The sequence below is a fragment of the Pseudofrankia saprophytica genome, from assembly GCF_000235425.2.
Lineage (GTDB): Bacteria > Actinomycetota > Actinomycetes > Frankiales > Frankiaceae > Pseudofrankia > Pseudofrankia saprophytica.
This window is the reverse complement of the sequence record NZ_KI912266.1, coordinates 2,813,358-2,828,805: the sequence shown is the minus strand read 5'-3', so window position 1 is coordinate 2,828,805 and position 15,448 is coordinate 2,813,358. Positions and strand designations below refer to the sequence as shown.

At 73.4% G+C, this 15,448-nt stretch carries 12 protein-coding genes and 2 pseudogenes; 7 read left to right on the top strand and 7 right to left on the bottom strand.

Features of this window, described 5'->3' with window-relative positions:
• The 3 genes and pseudogenes from FRCN3DRAFT_RS44045 to cas6 all read left to right on the top strand — a co-directional run.
• Nucleotides 1-266 (top strand): annotated as a pseudogene (locus tag FRCN3DRAFT_RS44045) (mycofactocin-associated electron transfer flavoprotein beta subunit); the annotation flags it as partial.
• 254 nt (nt 267-520) lie between these two features.
• On the top strand, nt 521-916 hold the full coding sequence (locus FRCN3DRAFT_RS0211715) for a DUF2267 domain-containing protein (RefSeq protein WP_007519431.1): 396 nt from the start codon (nt 521-523) through the stop codon (nt 914-916).
• Between the two features lie 267 nt (nt 917-1,183).
• Nucleotides 1,184-2,089 carry a CRISPR system precrRNA processing endoribonuclease RAMP protein Cas6 gene (gene cas6, locus FRCN3DRAFT_RS0211710; protein ID WP_007519429.1) on the top strand — a complete coding sequence of 302 codons (906 nt, stop codon included), beginning with the start codon at nt 1,184-1,186 and terminating at the stop codon, nt 2,087-2,089.
• A gap of 68 nt (nt 2,090-2,157) precedes the next feature.
• Here the strand turns inward: cas6 and FRCN3DRAFT_RS0211705 are convergent, their stop codons facing one another.
• The 3 genes from FRCN3DRAFT_RS0211705 to FRCN3DRAFT_RS0211695 form a co-directional block, all read right to left on the bottom strand.
• The gene (locus tag FRCN3DRAFT_RS0211705) at nt 2,158-4,059 is read right to left on the bottom strand and encodes a serine/threonine-protein kinase (RefSeq protein ID WP_232794010.1); all 1,902 of its coding nucleotides are present in this window, start codon (nt 4,057-4,059) and stop codon (nt 2,158-2,160) included.
• A 270-nt stretch (nt 4,060-4,329) separates the two neighbouring features.
• Nucleotides 4,330-7,416, bottom strand: a complete 3,087-nt coding sequence (locus tag FRCN3DRAFT_RS57075) for a helix-turn-helix transcriptional regulator (RefSeq protein ID WP_063630154.1) — start codon at nt 7,414-7,416, stop codon at nt 4,330-4,332.
• 83 nt (nt 7,417-7,499) lie between these two features.
• Nucleotides 7,500-7,721 (bottom strand): hypothetical protein, encoded by a 222-nt coding sequence (locus FRCN3DRAFT_RS0211695; RefSeq protein ID WP_007519422.1) that lies wholly within the window; start codon nt 7,719-7,721, stop codon nt 7,500-7,502.
• A 405-nt stretch (nt 7,722-8,126) separates the two neighbouring features.
• Here FRCN3DRAFT_RS0211695 and FRCN3DRAFT_RS0211690 point away from each other — a divergent pair, with 405 nt between their 5' ends.
• Together FRCN3DRAFT_RS0211690 and FRCN3DRAFT_RS0211685 are read left to right on the top strand one after the other, a co-directional pair.
• A complete protein-coding gene (locus FRCN3DRAFT_RS0211690; protein WP_007519420.1) occupies nt 8,127-9,131 on the top strand; it encodes an ABC transporter ATP-binding protein in 1,005 nt (334 codons plus the stop codon).
• Nucleotides 9,128-10,003, top strand: coding sequence for an ABC transporter permease (locus FRCN3DRAFT_RS0211685; protein ID WP_007519419.1), 876 nt, complete (start codon nt 9,128-9,130; stop codon nt 10,001-10,003). The genes FRCN3DRAFT_RS0211690 and FRCN3DRAFT_RS0211685 overlap by 4 nt, the downstream gene beginning before the upstream one ends.
• Nucleotides 10,004-10,095: 92 nt before the next feature.
• On the opposite strand, the gene FRCN3DRAFT_RS44040 is transcribed toward FRCN3DRAFT_RS0211685, so the two are convergent.
• From FRCN3DRAFT_RS44040 to FRCN3DRAFT_RS0211665, 4 genes are all read right to left on the bottom strand, one after another.
• Entirely contained in the window at nt 10,096-11,043 is a 948-nt protein-coding gene (locus tag FRCN3DRAFT_RS44040; RefSeq protein ID WP_007519417.1) for a DMT family transporter, read from the bottom strand.
• Nucleotides 11,044-11,192: 149 nt separating this feature from the next.
• Nucleotides 11,193-12,482, bottom strand: a complete 1,290-nt coding sequence (locus tag FRCN3DRAFT_RS44035) for an MFS transporter (protein WP_007519415.1) — start codon at nt 12,480-12,482, stop codon at nt 11,193-11,195.
• 102 nt (nt 12,483-12,584) lie between these two features.
• Nucleotides 12,585-13,055, bottom strand: a complete 471-nt coding sequence (gene bfr / locus FRCN3DRAFT_RS0211670; protein WP_027140483.1) for a bacterioferritin — start codon at nt 13,053-13,055, stop codon at nt 12,585-12,587.
• 304 nt (nt 13,056-13,359) lie between these two features.
• Nucleotides 13,360-14,289 carry a proline dehydrogenase family protein gene (locus tag FRCN3DRAFT_RS0211665; RefSeq protein WP_007519411.1) on the bottom strand — a complete coding sequence of 310 codons (930 nt, stop codon included), beginning with the start codon at nt 14,287-14,289 and terminating at the stop codon, nt 13,360-13,362.
• Between the two features lie 224 nt (nt 14,290-14,513).
• Between FRCN3DRAFT_RS0211665 and FRCN3DRAFT_RS0211660 the strand changes: the two genes are divergently transcribed.
• Together FRCN3DRAFT_RS0211660 and FRCN3DRAFT_RS50635 are read left to right on the top strand one after the other, a co-directional pair.
• Nucleotides 14,514-15,017, top strand: coding sequence for a hypothetical protein (locus FRCN3DRAFT_RS0211660; protein ID WP_007519410.1), 504 nt, complete (start codon nt 14,514-14,516; stop codon nt 15,015-15,017).
• A 155-nt stretch (nt 15,018-15,172) separates the two neighbouring features.
• A pseudogene (locus FRCN3DRAFT_RS50635) lies at nt 15,173-15,448 on the top strand (MurR/RpiR family transcriptional regulator); the annotation flags it as partial.

The window sequence follows — 15,448 nt, the reverse complement described above, 5'->3', positions numbered from 1 at the left end:
TGGCCGCCGGCGACGCACCGGTCCCCGTGGTCGAGCCGGCGCCGTCGGCGGCCGGGGCGGTCCGGGTCGCCGACGTCCGCGCCTACCGGCCGCGGGCCAGGGTCGTCGCCCCGCCGGAGGGCGCCACCGCGCGGGACCGGCTGCTGGCGCTCACCGGCGCTCTGGTCGCCCACGAGCCGCCCACGATCGTCGGCCCGACGGACGCCGCGCGGGCCGCGGACGCACTGCTCGCCTATCTCGTCCGCACCGGCTACCTCCCGGCCTGAACCGCCCAGGACTGCCCGAGACCGGCCGGGTCCGCTGGATCGCTCGAGACTTTCCGAACCGGCCCGAACCGGTCCGGACCGCCTGAACCGTTCACGGCCGTACCGGCCGCGAGGCCGTGACCTGGCGTTTTGTCCGCGGCACACCGGGGACGAGCAGAAGTTGTCGGCCACGGACCGGTTGGGTCCGGCGCGACGCCAGGTCGCCAAGGCACCGGAACACGAAGGCGCCAGGTCACGAGCGGGGGGCAGGCGAGATGAAGCAGGACCAGCTGGTATCCGCGATCCGCGTCACCGGTGGGTTCGAGTCCGCGCGGCAGGCGGAGATGGCGATGCGTGCCACCCTCACCGTGCTCGGCGAACGGATATCCGGCGGCGAGACGCGGAGTCTCGCCGCCCAGCTCCCGGCGGCGTTCGCCGAGGTGCTGCCACCCAGGGGCGCGGGCGAGCGCTTCGACGTCCAGGAGTTCTATCTCCGGGTCGCCCAGCTCGAGGGCGACTCCTGCACGGCCTCCAAGGCGCGCCGGCACGCCCGCGCCGTGGTCGCGGCACTCAAGGCCGGCATCTCGCCGTCGGAGTTCGAGGATGTCGCCGGCCAGTTGCCCGTCGACTACGCAGATCTCCTCGGCCGCGAGTCCGTCATCCACTATTAACAGCGTCTTCGCCCGACAGACGTCTCACAGCGGTCATCCCTGAACGAACCGAAAATCTACCGCGATACGCTCCAGATGGGGCCCTCGACCGCGACCCGCGGCACATCGGCGGACGAAGCAGCCGTTCTCGCAGAAACCGGTTTCAGGCGTAGCGCTAGAGTGACCCCGGCCACAATGTCGACGGTGCCGTCGGCTATGCTCCCCTCGCGGCGCGGCTGACTGTACCCAGCCGGTTACCCGCCGCGCGGGACGATGGCGGAGGCTCGGATGCCGTCGATACTTCTCGTCCGAATGGCGGGAGCCATTCCGGACGTGCCCCCTCGTTGGCTGCTCACCGCGGCAAGCGCCATCTGCGACCCCGGCGGCAGGACTCATGCCGCCGAGGCCAGGCCCTTCAGCGTCGGCGCGCTGGTGCCCGGCGCCGGGCCCGACCTCAGCGGGCCGCGCGCCCCCGGCGACGCCCACCTCGCCGGCGGACGAGGGCCCTCCGTGTCCGCCGGCGGCCAGCCGGGCCATGGTGGCGCCGTGACGACCTGGCGGCTGGGCTGGCTCGACGACGGCGCCCCGCCGCCCGGGTGGCCGCCGGACACGGTCCGGTTCGGTTCCCAGGTGGTCCCGGTCATCGGCGCCGACCTGCACCGGTACTCCTACGCCGAGCTCGCGCAGGGCCGGCCGGCCCGCAGCGTCCGGCTGACGATGAACACCCCGACGTTCTTCGCCCTGGACGGGCGTGACCTGCCGCTGCCCGACCCGGCGCTGGCCATCGGCGGCCTGCTCGCCCGCTGGAACGCCTACGCGCCCGGGCCGCTGCGGATCAGCGCCGACGACGCGCGGGCCCTCGTCGACGCGGTCTTCCTCGACGGCGTCTGGGGCGCGAGCGCCGAGGTCGAGCTCGGGCACGGGCTGCGTCAGGTGGGGTTCGTCGGGCAGGCCGACCTGCGGCTGCTCGCGGCCACGTCCGACTACATCGCGACCATGTTCACCGCGCTCGCCCGGTTCGCCGCGTTCGCCGGCCTCGGCGCTCGCACCGCCCACGGATTCGGCGCGGTGGACGTCGACGTCGTCGACCTCGCGCCCGCGCCACGGCGGACGGCGCCGGTGGCCGTCCCGACGAGCCGGCGTTCGGACCGCTCCCCGGCCCGCTCCCCCGCTGCAAGGACCATCAGGCTGTAGATCGAGATCATCACGGCGCGGCGCCAGGTCGCCAAGCCGCGGTGCCGGATCGCTGGCCAGCCGTCAGGTCAGCCCCGTGAGACGCTTCCCTGGGTGTCGACGTACACAGGAGAACATCTCCTGTCGGCGGGGGCGTTCTGATTCCAGATGCAGATCCGCACGGAGAGCTTGTAATAGCCGAAATAGAGGTACGACGGCGGCTTGGAGTCCGCCCGGGTGTTGTCCACCGCCGTGAGGCTGACGCGCGAGGGCTCAGCTCCGTAGGCTTCGTCGGTGGTGGTGACCTCGGCGGCGCAGGAGGCGTGTCCGGCGGAGAGTGTTCCGTAGAGGACCCCGGCGAAGTCCATCCAGCCGGCGCAGCCTGGGACGGCAATGTCTGAGCCTGCCTGATAGTTCGAGTCGCCTTCCGGCCCTGCGGGCCTCGCCTGGCTCGGGGTGGACCGCGAGCCAGGTCTGGTCGGCACGGTCCCAGCGGTGGCGACCGAGGAGGCGGGGGTCCGGGGGCTGACCGAGACCACCGGGGTCGACGTGCCGACCGCCGTGGAGGTGTCGGTGGCGGGAATGGTCGGTGTGACGGAGGGACCCGTCGATGCCGGGACGGACAAGGCCCCGGCGCCCTGAGGTTTCGTGCCGGCCAGGGGTCCGGCTCCGCCCTTCGCCGACGAATGATCACCTCCGGGCAGGATGTCGGCGCCGAACAGTCCCAGCGTTACCGCCAAGGCAGCCACCAGCACGGCGCAGACGATGGCCAGCCGTGCCGCTCTGCGCCGCGACCCACCGACGGCAATGCCCGCGCCCGCGGGCGGGGCTACCGGGGATGTCGGGGATACCGGTGCCGATGACGGTCCAGCGAGCGGCTCGGCCCCACCGGTGGGGAGGATCACCGGCGGCACCGTTGTGGAGGACCGCTGCGACGGCACCAGCGACGCGGGCTCGATTGCCTGTTCGTTGACAGGCGGGGAGATTCCGAGGAACGGGGGGGTGCTGGGCTGGCTCGCTGACCGGTCCAGGGAATCGTCGGCGGCACGGCGGACGGCGTCGTCGAGGTGCAGCGGCAGCCCCGCACGGGCGGTCCAGCCGGGGCCGAGGGCCTGGACGGCGGCCCGAGCGAGGTCGAGCGCGAACGCGGTGGCATCCGGGTGCCGGTCCGCGGGGGACTTCGCCAGCGCGCGGAGAACCACGGCGGCGATCCGGGGATCCACACCGGTCATCGGCGGCGGCGGTTGGGTCACCTGCTGGTACCACAATGCCGGCGCCGGCATTTTCGGATCGAACGGCGGCCGGCCGGCCAGCAGTCGGTAGAGCACCATGCCCAGCGCGTACAGGTCGGTTGCCGGCCCCAGCCGGCCGCCCTGGATCTGTTCCGGCGCCATGTACAGCGGCGTCCCCACCATCCGGCTTGCGGTCACCGCCGATTCGTCCAGCAGCTTCGCGAGCCCGAAGTCGCTGACCTTGGGGGTGCCGTCGGCGGCGAACAGGATGTTGCTGGGCTTGATGTCGCGGTGCAAAACCCCGTGGTCGTGAGCATGCGCCAACGCTCCCGCCACCGCCAATCCCACCGCGCAGGCCTGCTCCAGCCCGATATCCGCCTGCCGGTCGGTCAGCGTGCTGCCCGCCAGCAGTTCCATCACCACGAGGCAAAGGCCCTCGGCCTCGACATAGTCATGCGCGCGCAGCACATGGGGGTGGTCCAACCGCGCCAGCACCCGAGCCTCGGCGGCAAAGCTGTCTGTCGACTCGTCGGAGTCTTCGGCGTCCATCACCTTGATGGCGACGGGACGGCCCATCCGCAGATGCTCGCCGGCCAGGACGAGCCCGTATGCTCCCGAACCCAACCTCTCGGCAACGCTGTAGCCGGGCAGCGCCTTCTCCACCCGCTGCCGGTCAACGATCACCGAGCGCCCCCGAGTAACTCGCCGCCCAATCCCCGCCGCCGCGCCACGGTGACCGCAATTTAACCATCCGGCCACATTTCGCCTCGGACCGGTCACGTTCCGCCGTGGGCGGACGGTAGATCAGCGTCTCAAGATGGCCCACGGATGCGTTGGTCAGACCGAGGCGGGCGGTGAGCACGAGGATGTCGTCGGCATCCTTGCGTCGTTGGGCGATGGACTTGGTGACCAACAGCACCAACCGCTCCGAGCAGTCCGGACCGCGGCGACCTCTCCCCCACCGCCGGAGTCGCCAACGGCTGACCGTCCTGCCCCTGGGTGACCCGCCGACGGTGAAGGACTCGACGACTAGCGGCGCGTCACGGGACGGTGGTCGGGGACGGCGGTATCAGCGACGTCGGTGCCATCGAACAGGCGCAGGCGGTGGGCGACGGCCGCGGCCTCGCCGCGAGTGGTGACGCCCAGCTTGCCGAGGATGTTCGAGACGTGCGTGCTCGCGGTCTTGCGGCTGATGAACAGGGCCGTGGCGATCTGCGGGTTGGTGCTGCCGGCGGCGACGAGGCGCAGCACGTCCAGCTCCCGCGCGGTCAGGCCGAGCGGCGGGCCGTCCGCGGTGGCCACCCCGCACTCACCCTCGGCCGCAGTCAGCTCGTCCGCGGAGCCCGGCAGCGCCAGGCGGCCCTGCGCGGCGAGCAGGCGCAGGTCATGGCGCAGCAGGTGCGCGCCGAGCGCGTCCGCGGCGGTCGCGGCGGCGCGCAGCTCGTCACCGGCCGCCGACCGGTCGCCGATGGCGAGCAGCGCCTCCGCCCGCCGGTAGCGCGCCCTGGCCGAGTGGTAGGGCACGCCGAGCGCGGCCCAGGCCTTCGCCGCACTCGCCCACGCCCGCGGGTCCGGCCGGCTCTCGGCCCTGGCCTGCTCCCCGGCGATCACCGCGCGGCAGGCCTCACCGGACACCGCCCGGTCGAACGGCATCTCGGCGGCCAGCGCGGCGACCCTGTCGGCGGCCTCGAGGGCGCGGCGCAGGTCGTCCCGGGCGCGCAGGGCCCTGGCCACGCCCGCGGCCTCGGCGGTGGCGCCCATGGCGGCGGCGAGCAACGGCGCGGCGTAGCGGACCACGTCGGTGAAGTCGAACGTCTCCACGGCGCGCACGGCCGCCAGGGCGGCGGCGACGCCATCGGCCAGCGCGCCCGGTTGGGCACGGCGCAGGTCGACCTCGATGCGCAGCCGCAGGAGCGGCATCGTGTACTGGCTGCCGAGGTAACGGTAGGCGAGTGTGCCCTCGGCGGCGGCCAGCGCCGTCGCGGCCTCATCGAGCCGGCCACGGGCCAGCGCCAGGTCGCCTCTCAGCTGCTCGAGGAACAGCGCGTGGATTCCCACCGGGCCGAGCTCGGTGGTCTCGGCGAGCAGTTTCTCGGCCTCGTCCCAGCGGCCGGCCCCGAACAGCGCCTCGACGACGTTGCCCGCGATGAGCAGGCCGTGGTTGCGTTCCTGGCCGAGCCTGCGGGCCAGCCGCAACCCCTCGCGTCCGGCGGCGATCGCCTCGTCGAAACGGCAGCCACCGAGCCAGGTGTCGGACTCGTTGGTGTAGCTGGACAGCAGCAGGTCGTCGTCGCCCAGCTCCTGGGCGATCTCCCGGCCCAGGCGCGCATCCTCCGGCCAGGTCCAGACGCTGGCGAGGCAGGCGGTGCTCATCAGGGCCTTTCCCTCGACCCGGCGCGCGCCGGTGGCGCGGGCGACGGCCAGCGCCTCCTCGATCGCCTCCAGCGCCGCGGCGCGCCGCGGGATCATCGACAGCGCCTTGCCCAGCGAGACCAGCACCTTTGCCCGCGTCGGCGTGGGCGGCTCGGCGGGCATCAGCCGGACCGCCTCCCGCGCCTCCTCGACCCCGTCCGAATGGCCGAGCATGCGCAACAGGAAGCTCTGCTCCGTCAGCACCAGGGCCTGGCGCACCGGGTCCCCCAGACGGGCGGCCTCAGCACGCGCCTGGGTCGTCAGGTCCAGCCCACGGCGCAGCTCGCCGGCCGTCTTCGCCACCGCGATCGCCGCCTCCAGGACCCCGAGGTGGTCGACACCCGCCCGCTCGGCCGCGTCGGGCACCTCGTCCCAGCTGGCGAGCGCCCGCTCATAGTGCCGCAGCGCCTCGGCGAACGCGAAGGTGCCGGCGGCGGCGCGGGCGGCGGTCAGCAGGGCCGGCAGCGCCCTGAGGTGGTCGCAGGCCGCGTACCAGTGGTAGGCGACCGCCGCGGCGGCCCGCGAGCCGCCACCGACCAGGCCCGGATCGGCCTCCAGCGCCTGCGCGTAGCGCCGGTGCAGATGGGACAGCTCTCCGGGCAGCGCCTCGTGGCGCAGGGCGCCGCGGGTCAGCGCGTGGCGGAAGCAGTAGGCGTCGTCGGCCGGGGCGACCATCAGCACACCCGTGGCGACGGCCGCGCGCAGCGCGTCCCACAGTTGCTCCTCCGGCAGGCCGAGGACTGCGGCAAGGAGGCGGTGCTCTACCCGCTGGCCGCCCGCGGCCGCGACCCGCAACAGGTGGCGCGTCGCCGCCGGCAGCGCCTCGATCCGGGCGAGCAGGGCCTCGCGCAGTGTCGGGCTGATCGTGTCGACCCCGCCTGCGCCGGCGGCGCAGACCAACTCCTCGACGAAGAACGCGTTGCCGTCCGAGCGGTCCATGACGGCGTCGACCAGGTCGTCCGCCGGCGCCTCGCCGAGGATGGCCTCGACCAGCTCGGTCACCTCGGCCCGGCCGAACCGGGCGAGCTCGATCCGCTCGACCCAGCGCTGTCGCTCCGAGCCCGCCACCCAGCGCAGCCGCTCGGACTCGGCGAGGAATGTCCGCAGCGGGTGGCCTGGCCCGACGCCGTCGGCCCGATAGGTGAGCACCAGCGTCGCCCGGCAGCCACGCAGGTTGCGCAGCAGGAACGCGGCCAGGGCGCGGGTGGAATGGTCCGCCCAGTGCAGGTCCTCGATGACGAACAGCACCGGCTGCTCGGCCGCCAGCGCCTCGACGACGCCGAGCACCAGGTCGAACAGCCGGCCGATGCCGTGCCCCTGGACGTCCTCACCCGCGGCCGCGGGGCTGGTGGCGGGGCCGGCGACCTCGGGCAGGAGCCGGGCCAGCTCGTCGCGGCGCCCGCCCGCGAGCCGGGCCAGCGCCTCAGGGCCTATCCGGCGGGCCAGGCCGCGCAGCGCCTCGACGACCGGGGCGAGCGGCAGTCCGTCGCCCTCGAGCTCGACGCAGCCCCCGGCGAGCACGGTGTGCCCCGCCGCGGCGGCCCGGGCGGCCGTCTCCTCCACCAGCCGGGTCTTGCCGACGCCAGCCTCGCCGCCGACGATGACGCCCGCGCCCTCGCCGTCGGCCGCGCGTCGCAGCGCGCCCTCCAGCCGGGCGAGCTCGACCGCGCGGCCGACGAACACCGAGCTGGCGAGTCGCGTCATATCTCCTAGTCTGGCGGACGACTGCGACAACTCCACCCGGTTTTCCGTCACCCGCCTGTAACTCTCGCCTTCCCGGCGCCGCTTCAGCGGCGCCGGCCACTGGCGGTCCGCCGCCCGGCGCCCCGGCCCTCGGCCGGCTCGTCGGGGTAGACCTCCTCGGGATCGAGCGCCAGGCGCCCGCTCTTCGGAGCCTCGGCGGGGGCGCTCGCCCGCGCCGACCGGGCCGACCGGGCCGCCGCCGCGTCCCGCCGCAGCTGGTCGCCGTGCTCGCCCGCCGCCGCCGTCGTGATCTGCCAGGACAACATCGTCTGCCACGTCCTCTCGCGCCCCTCGGCGCGTGCCGCCGTCTTCTCGTGTCGCTATCCACGATCACCGTCGGACGGGGGTGGCGGCATCGGGCAGGTGCCCGATTCCTGTCCGAGCCGACCGCCCTACCCACGGGCGCGGGTGTCGGATAACGGACAGGATCCGGCCCGCGTGGCGCGCGCCGTCCGCGCCCGAGCGACCCGCCCGCGGAGGTCGCGCAGTTGACCTGCGCGAATGGTGACGCCGAGCAGTCAGGCGGTACAGCCACGTGTTTCCAGCCCCGGTCGCCGTCACCCGACGTACACATCAAGGCCGGCATGTCGCCACCTCCGGGGTCGGGAGCGCCTACGGGGTGCCCCTAAGGTGGACGTGACGGACAGCCGATAGACCCCTGAGGTAGGCGGATGATAGAGGCGCGCGGCCTGACAAAGCGGTACGGCAGCAAGACGGCTGTCGACGACCTCACCTTCAGCGTCCAGCCAGGCGTGGTCACCGGGTTCCTGGGCCCGAACGGCGCTGGCAAGTCCACGACGATGCGGATGGCCATCGGTCTCGACCGGCCGACCAAGGGCAAGATCACCGTCAACGGCAAGGCCTACCGGGACTTCGCCGCCCCGCTGTGCGAGGTCGGCGTGCTGCTCGAGGCGAAGGCCGTGCACACCGGCCGGTCGGCCTACAAGCACCTGCTGGCCGTGGCGCAGACGCAGGGCATCCCGCGCCGCCGGGTCGACGAGGTGCTGGGCCTGGTGGGCCTGTCCGAGGTGGCGGGCAAGCGGGTCGGCGGCTTCTCGCTCGGCATGGGACAGCGCCTGGGGATCGCGTCCGCGATGCTCGGCGACCCGGACGTGCTCATCCTCGACGAGCCGGTCAACGGGCTCGACCCCGAGGGCATCCGCTGGATCCGAACCCTGCTGCAGACGCTCGCGGCCGAGGGCCGGACCATCTTCGTCTCGTCGCACCTGATGAGCGAGATGGCGCTGACCGCCACCCACCTGATCGTCGTCGGGCGCGGCAAGCTGATCGCGAACATGTCGGTCGAGGACTTCATCCGGTCCGCCTCCGGCGACCTGGTGCACGTGCGCTCCCCGCAGGCCAGCCGGCTCGCCGAGGTGCTCGACCGCGAGAACGCGAAGACCACGCCCACCGGGCTGGACACGCTGGCCGTCAACGGCCTGACCGCCCAGCGGATCGGCGACCTGGCGTTCGAGGCCGGCGTCCCGCTGCATGAGCTCACCCCGCGGCAGGTGTCGCTGGAGGACGCGTTCATGGACATCACCCGGGACGCCGTCGAGTACAACCACGGCCAGCCGCAGCAGGCCCGTGTTCCGGCCGCCGCGACCTCCGCCGGCGGCTTCGTAGACGACGGCTCCGTCGGGGCCGGCGCGACCAACGCGAGGGGGCAGGCATGACCACCACACCGCTCGGGTCCGGCGAGACCCTCCAGCCGCGGGTAGCGGCGCCGGCACCCGTTCGGCAGCCGGCCGCGTTCCACAAGACCGCCAAGGTCACGATCTCCCGGGTCCTGCGCTCCGAGTGGACCAAGCTCACGTCGCTGCGCTCCACGATGTGGACGATGCTCGCGGCGTTCGTCGTGACGATCGGCTTCGGCTGCCTCATTCCGGCGATCACCGTCTCGGAATGGCACAACTCGACTCCGCAGGAGCAGGCCGAGAACTTCACCGAGCCGGTGATGACGAGCCTGGTCGGCGGCTACTTCTCCCAGATCGCCATCGGCGTCCTCGGCGTGCTGCTGATCACCGGTGAGTACTCGACCGGGATGATCCGCACGTCGCTCGGCGCGGTGCCGCACCGGCTGCCGGTGCTGTTCGCGAAGGCCGCCGTGTTCGGCGTGGCCAGCTTCGCGCTGTCCCTGCTCTCGATCCTCGCCGCGTTCTTCTGCGGCCAGGCGATCCTCCACCAGATCGGTCTCGGCGTCTCGATCGGCGACCCGCACGTGGTGCGCGTGCTGCTCGGTGGGGCGTTCTTCGTCACCACCATCGGCCTGCTCGGGCTCGTGCTCGGAACCCTGATCCGCAGCACCGGCGGCGCGATCGCCGCACTGCTCGGCCTGATCTTCGTGGTGCCGATCATCACCGGCCTGCTGCCCGGCGACTGGGGCAGCATTCACAAGTTCGTCCCGGACGGCGGCGGCGAGGCGCTGGTGACCGTCGTCCGCGACTCGGACGTGATGACGCCGCTTGGCGGCCTGATCGTCCTGCTCGCGTGGATCGTCGTCGGCCTCGGCGCGGCCGCCTACACCATGGTCCGCCGGGACGCCTGAGCCACCTGCTCGAACCGAGGAAGCCCCGGGCTGGCCTGCCCGGGGCTTCCTCGGTTTCGGGACCACCTCGGCGGTTCCAGGACCACCTTGGCCTAGGCCCGGCGTCCGGCGCCGGCCGCCCGGCGGCGCCGGACGGCCTCCTGGACCGGCACCGCGACCGAAGTGCCCACCGGGCGGGACGGCAGGAGCATGCGCGCGAGGCCGGTGACGCCGACGATGACCAGCGCGGCCGCGGCCGTCAGCCCGATCACCTGGTGGGGGGCGGTCGGCGCGGGGACGCCGTAGACGAGCACGGCGAGCAGGTAGGACACGACCGGGTTGGTGATGTTCATGCCGGTCACCGCGCCTGCGAACGGCCCGGAGGCGTAGGCCGTCTGGCTGAGCGTCATGCTCGTGATCATCGCGGCGATCAGTGCGTAGACGTGCCACGAGGCCGCCAGCGCGAGCACGCCGTGGTCGACGAGGAGACCGACGGTGCGCTTGATGAGCACCGCGTTGAGCGCGTAGAAGAACCCACCGGCGATGCCGAACATCGGGGCCCGCAGCGCCGGGGGCCGGCCGATCGACACCACCGTGATCGCGACCCCGACCGCGACCGTGACCGCGATGGCGGCGATGAGGCGCGTGTCGTCGACATGCACGACCTCGGGCGGCTTGCCGCGCACCGTCAGCAGGACACCGAGCCCCGCGGACACGGCGCCGGCGGCCCACCAGGCCCCGTGCGGCAGCGGACGGCCCGAGCCGACCCGGGACAGCGGAAGCGCGAACAGCAGCTGCGCCACGATCAGCGGCTGCACGACCGCCACCGAGCCCAGGTAGAGCGCCCCTGCCTGGACGAGGAAGCCGCCGAGGTTGGCCAGCCAGCCGGCGAACCACAGTGGGTCACGCATCAGGGCCAGCATCAGGCCGTGCCCGGGGACGACCCGGTCGAGCGCCAGCGAGCCCCGGCGGCTCGCCCGCATCGCGGCCCGTTGCTGCAGGACGGCCGACAGAGCCCACAGGAACGCAGCGAGGAGGCTGAGCGCGACGACGATCAGCACGGTGGGCGGGACGCCTCGGCGGCGGTGAACACGCCGTCCGCGCCTCGCATGGGCCTCACCATAGCGGCCAAACCGGCGGTCCGTTAGTCAGTCGCGACGACGCGAACATGAAGGTCAGCCGGCGTGTTTCATAACAACCCCCCCACAAGTCAGCGCAGGAGAAGCTGGCGCACGGCCTCGGCGGGCGGCCGGCGCTCCAGGATGGGGCGCAGGGCGAACGCGGCCGCGACGGGGGCGATCGCGACCAGCAGGAACGCGCGTGACCAGCCGGTCCCCGTGACGAGCAGGCCCACGAGCGGCGGGGTCGCCGCGGCGGCGACGAAGTTCATCGTGTTCTCCGCGGCCATCGCGGTCGCCGCCCGGCCGGGTGGCGCGAGCTCGCCGGCCGCGGTGAACGCCAGCCCGTTCCAGCAGACCGTCACGGCCGCGGCCAGCACCAGGACCACCGCGAGCAGGCCCACCGGCGCGGCGGCCGTCGCCACGGCGGCGGCGACCATCCCGGCCGCGGCGGCGACGGCGAGCACCCGCAGCGGGCGCAGCCGGGCTCCCACCCGGTCGCTCCAGGCGCCGACCAGGATGCGCGCGAGCGCGCCCGCCGCCTGCGCGACGGTCAGCACGACGGCCGCGCGCTGGGCGCTCATCCCACGGCCGTCGTGCAGCACCTCCACCAGAAACGCGACCATCGTGAACTGCGGCACGACCAGCAGCCCCGCGGCGACGCTCAGCCGCCATAGCCGCCGGTCACGCAGCACGTCCCGGGTCGAGGCCGGCCGGTCTCCCGCGAGGCCCGGTTCCGCGTGCGCCGCGGGCTGAGCGGGCCCCGAGAACCCCGCCGCCACAGGTCGGGGGGCGTCCGCGCGCAGAGCCGGCGGTGGCTCACGGATGAACGCGAGCACCGCGATGCCCGCCGCCAGGCAACAGGCGGCGAGGGCGTAGAAGGCGGCGGCGACGCCGAACCGGTCGGTCACCGCCGGCAGCCCGGCGGCGGCGAGCCCCGAGCCGGCCGGCACCGCGCACTGGCGGATCCCCATCGCGACACCGCGGCGCGCGCCGGGGAACCAGGTCAGCACGGCCCGGCCGCTCGCGGTCGTGACGCTCGCGCCGGCCGCCCCGGCCAGCGCCAGCAGCACCGCCCGGGTGGCGAGGCCGTGGCCGAGCCCGGCGCCGAACAGGCACACCGCCGCTCCGGCGAGCCCGGCCGTCATCGCAGGGCACTCGCCGTACCGGTCGACCAGCGGCCCCCAGGCGAGCAGCGTCAGCAGGATGCCGGCCGTCGGGCAGGCCAGCAGCAGCCCCAGCCCCCCGAGCGTCAGCCCGTGCTCGGCCCGCAGCGCCGGCCCGATCCCGGCGAGCCCCTGGAAGTACGCGCTGGTCGTCGCCTGCGCCACGGTCCCGACCGCCAGCACCACCCAGCGGTAGCCCGCGCCCCTAGTTCCCATATTTTGATACTAGAGTCCCACATAGTGAGACAGGCGACGGGTCGACGACACCCCCGAACGGCGCGAGACGGCGCCGGGCGGGGCAGGACCGCCGTTCGGCGCTCAGTCGCGGATCTGCTGCGCCAGGTAGTTCTCGGTTCCGATCTGGTCGATCAGGTCGTGCTGCGCGTCGAGCCAGTCGATGTGCTCCTCCTCGTCGTGCAGGATCCGCTCGAGCAGCAGCGCGGAGCCGATGTCGCCACGCTCTCGACACAGGGCGATGCCAGGTCGCAGCACGTCGACCGACCGCTCCTCGTGCTTGCGGTCGAGACTGAGCTGCTCGGGCACGTTCTCGCCGATGGCCAGCGTGTGCAGCCGCTGGAGGTTGGGGTGCCCGCCGAGGTAAAGCACCCGCTCGATGAGCTCGTCGGCGTGCTTCATCTCGTCGATCGACTCGTGGTAGGAATGCTCAGAAAGCCGCTTGTACCCCCAGTTACGCTGCATACGCGAATGCAGGAAGTATTGGTTCACCGCCGTCAGCTCATCGGTGAGCACCGCGTTCAACAGCTCGATGATCTCCGCGTCCCCGCGCATGGTCATGCACCTTCCGCCATTACCTCGCCGTCGCGGGCGGGTGGGTCATCCGAGGGCGGAGCAATTCCGCGACCACAATCCGTGACCAGCGAGGACGACGCGCGACCGCCTCCAGTTCCACCCACGAACAGCAAACCACAGAAATGAGACGGGTGGTACGGGAGGGGGATTACACTCGCCAGGCTGGTATTGTTCAGGTCAGCCTAACCTTCGCGCAGGTGAACCTCACCTGTAGGAGAATTCAGCGCCGCCCGAACGGCACGGCCGTTCACCGTCCAACCCGGCGCCGACACCTCGGGCCGCGTCAGGAGCGGGTACGCAGGGCACGCAGGAAAAGGGCCAGGTTGGCGGGGCGTTCAGCCATCCGGCGAAGCAGATACGGGTACCAGTCGGGGCCGTAGGGCAGGTAGACCCGCACCCGGGCGCCGAGGCTCGCGAGCCTGAGCTGCTCGTGCGGCCGTACGCCGTGCAGCAGCTGGTACTCGAAGCCGTCCCGGTCGCGGCCGCGCGTCTCGGCGAGCCGGCCGGCGAGCGCCAGCAGCCGCGGGTCATGGGTGGCGACCATCGGGTAGCCGTCGCCGGCCATCAGGATGCCGAGGCACCTGGCATAGGACGCGTCGACGTCGGCGCGGCGGGTGAAGGCGACGTCGCCCGGCGCCCGGTAGGCGCCCTTGCACAGCCGCACCCGCGCGCCGGCGCGGCCCAGCCGACGGCAGTCGTCCTCGGCGCGGCGCAGGTAGGCCTGCAGCACCGCCCCGGTGGTCGGGAAGTCGCGGCGCAGGTCGGCGAGCACCGCCAGGCCCGCGTCCACGCTGGTGTGGTCCTCGGCGTCGACGGTCACCGTGGCGCCGACGGCTCCCGCGCGGGCGCAGATCTCCGCGGCGTTCTCGTAGCAGATCTTCAGTCCGCCGTAGGGCACCAGCCGGCCCAGCGCGGACAGCTTCACCGAGACGTCCAGCCCGGCGGCGAGCCCCACGTCCTCGGCGAGGTCGAGCAGCGCGAGGTACCCGTCGGTCGCCTCCCGCGCGCTGGCGAGGTCGACGCCGCTCTCCCCGAGCCGGTCGACGGTGGCGGCGATCCCGTCGGCGGCGAGCCCACGGACCACCTCGAGGGCGTCGGCGGGCCGCTCACCGGCGACGAACCGGTCGACGACGCGGCGCGTCGGCCGGGTGGCGACCACGAGGTCCCGCGCTCTGGGGCTACGGGACGTGGCGAGCAGCATCCGACGGATCATCCGGCGCCTCCTCGCGGTCGTGGCGCGGTCGCGCCGCACCGGCGCGGCGCCGTCACTGACGGTGCCCCCACCGACACGACTTCAGCCTCGGCCACCCCACCGGCCCTGTCCATTCGGCGCCTGCCGCGGTCGGCGCCGGTGCGGGACACCGGGACCACGCCAAGATCCCGACATGCCGCCGAACGGCCGGCGGATACACCCGCGCGGTCACTACGTTGCTTTCCGTGAAAGAGCGGACACCTCATCCACGGCACCGGCGGCTTGGCCGCCGGATTGCCGCCCTCGCCACGGCCACGGCCGCCGCCGCGTCCTGCGGCGCGGTCCTCGGCCAGGTCACCCCCGCCGCCGCCGGCGGCGACCCGACCCGCGACTGCCCACCCGGCGCCCGGGTCAACATCCCGTCCAACCACGACTACCCGGTCTCTGCGACGCAGCTCGTCGGCGGCTACTACGCCCAGGCCGGCGTGTTCTGGCCGCCGACGACGGCCGCCGTCTGCAAGGTCGGGCCGGACATACGCCAACCACTGATCAGGGTCGGCAAGGGCGGCTGCGACACCGACGCCCTGGCGTTCCTGATCCCCGACGACTCCCCCGTCGAGTACACGGACGTCACGCCGCCCACCTGGGGCACCTTCCTGCCCGCCGGCTGGTACTACCTCGGCGAGCCGACCACCCCGGGCTGGTCCACCGTCTGCTGGTACACGCTCAAGCCGAAGGTAGCGGCGTAGCCCAGCCGAGCCGGATCGCCGCCCTGGTCCCCGGTTCCGCCCCGAGCCGTGCAGGAGGACGACCAACCAGGCGCCGGACGTCTCCCGACATCCGTGCGCAGCATGCCTGTTACGAGTTCGCCCGAACGGTGCGCGCGTCGGGTAAGAACGGACGCATGGTCAGCCCATCGCCGCCGCGCACCGGCAGCCTGTTCGCCGGCATCCGGGCGGCACTGCCGACGCTCATCCCGAGCGAGCGGCGCGTCGCCGAGGTGTGCCTGCTGCGCTCGGAAGACGTGGTCGAGTGGTCGGCCGCGCAACTGGCGGCGGCGGCCGACGTGTCGGCGGCGACCGTGGTGCGAGCCTGCCAGTCGATGGGCTTCCGCGGCTTCCAACAGCTGCGGGTGGCGTTCGCCAGGGAGGCCGGTGTCTTCGCCCGCGACGCCGAGGCC

Excerpts from the sequence above, each read along its gene's own strand:
- FRCN3DRAFT_RS0211690 (WP_007519420.1), top strand. The coding sequence starts at position 8,127 with ATGATAGAGGCGCGCGGCCTGACAAAGCGGTACGGCAGCAAGACGGCT.
- cas6 (WP_007519429.1), top strand. The coding sequence starts at position 1,184 with ATGCCGTCGATACTTCTCGTCCGAATGGCGGGAGCCATTCCGGACGTG.
- FRCN3DRAFT_RS0211665 (WP_007519411.1), bottom strand. The coding sequence starts at position 14,289 with ATGATCCGTCGGATGCTGCTCGCCACGTCCCGTAGCCCCAGAGCGCGG.
- FRCN3DRAFT_RS0211685 (WP_007519419.1), top strand. The coding sequence starts at position 9,128 with ATGACCACCACACCGCTCGGGTCCGGCGAGACCCTCCAGCCGCGGGTA.
- bfr (WP_027140483.1), bottom strand. The coding sequence starts at position 13,055 with ATGCGCGGGGACGCGGAGATCATCGAGCTGTTGAACGCGGTGCTCACC.
- FRCN3DRAFT_RS0211715 (WP_007519431.1), top strand. The coding sequence starts at position 521 with ATGAAGCAGGACCAGCTGGTATCCGCGATCCGCGTCACCGGTGGGTTC.
- FRCN3DRAFT_RS0211695 (WP_007519422.1), bottom strand. The coding sequence starts at position 7,721 with ATGTTGTCCTGGCAGATCACGACGGCGGCGGCGGGCGAGCACGGCGAC.
- FRCN3DRAFT_RS44035 (WP_007519415.1), bottom strand. The coding sequence starts at position 12,482 with ATGGGAACTAGGGGCGCGGGCTACCGCTGGGTGGTGCTGGCGGTCGGG.
- FRCN3DRAFT_RS57075 (WP_063630154.1), bottom strand. The coding sequence starts at position 7,416 with ATGACGCGACTCGCCAGCTCGGTGTTCGTCGGCCGCGCGGTCGAGCTC.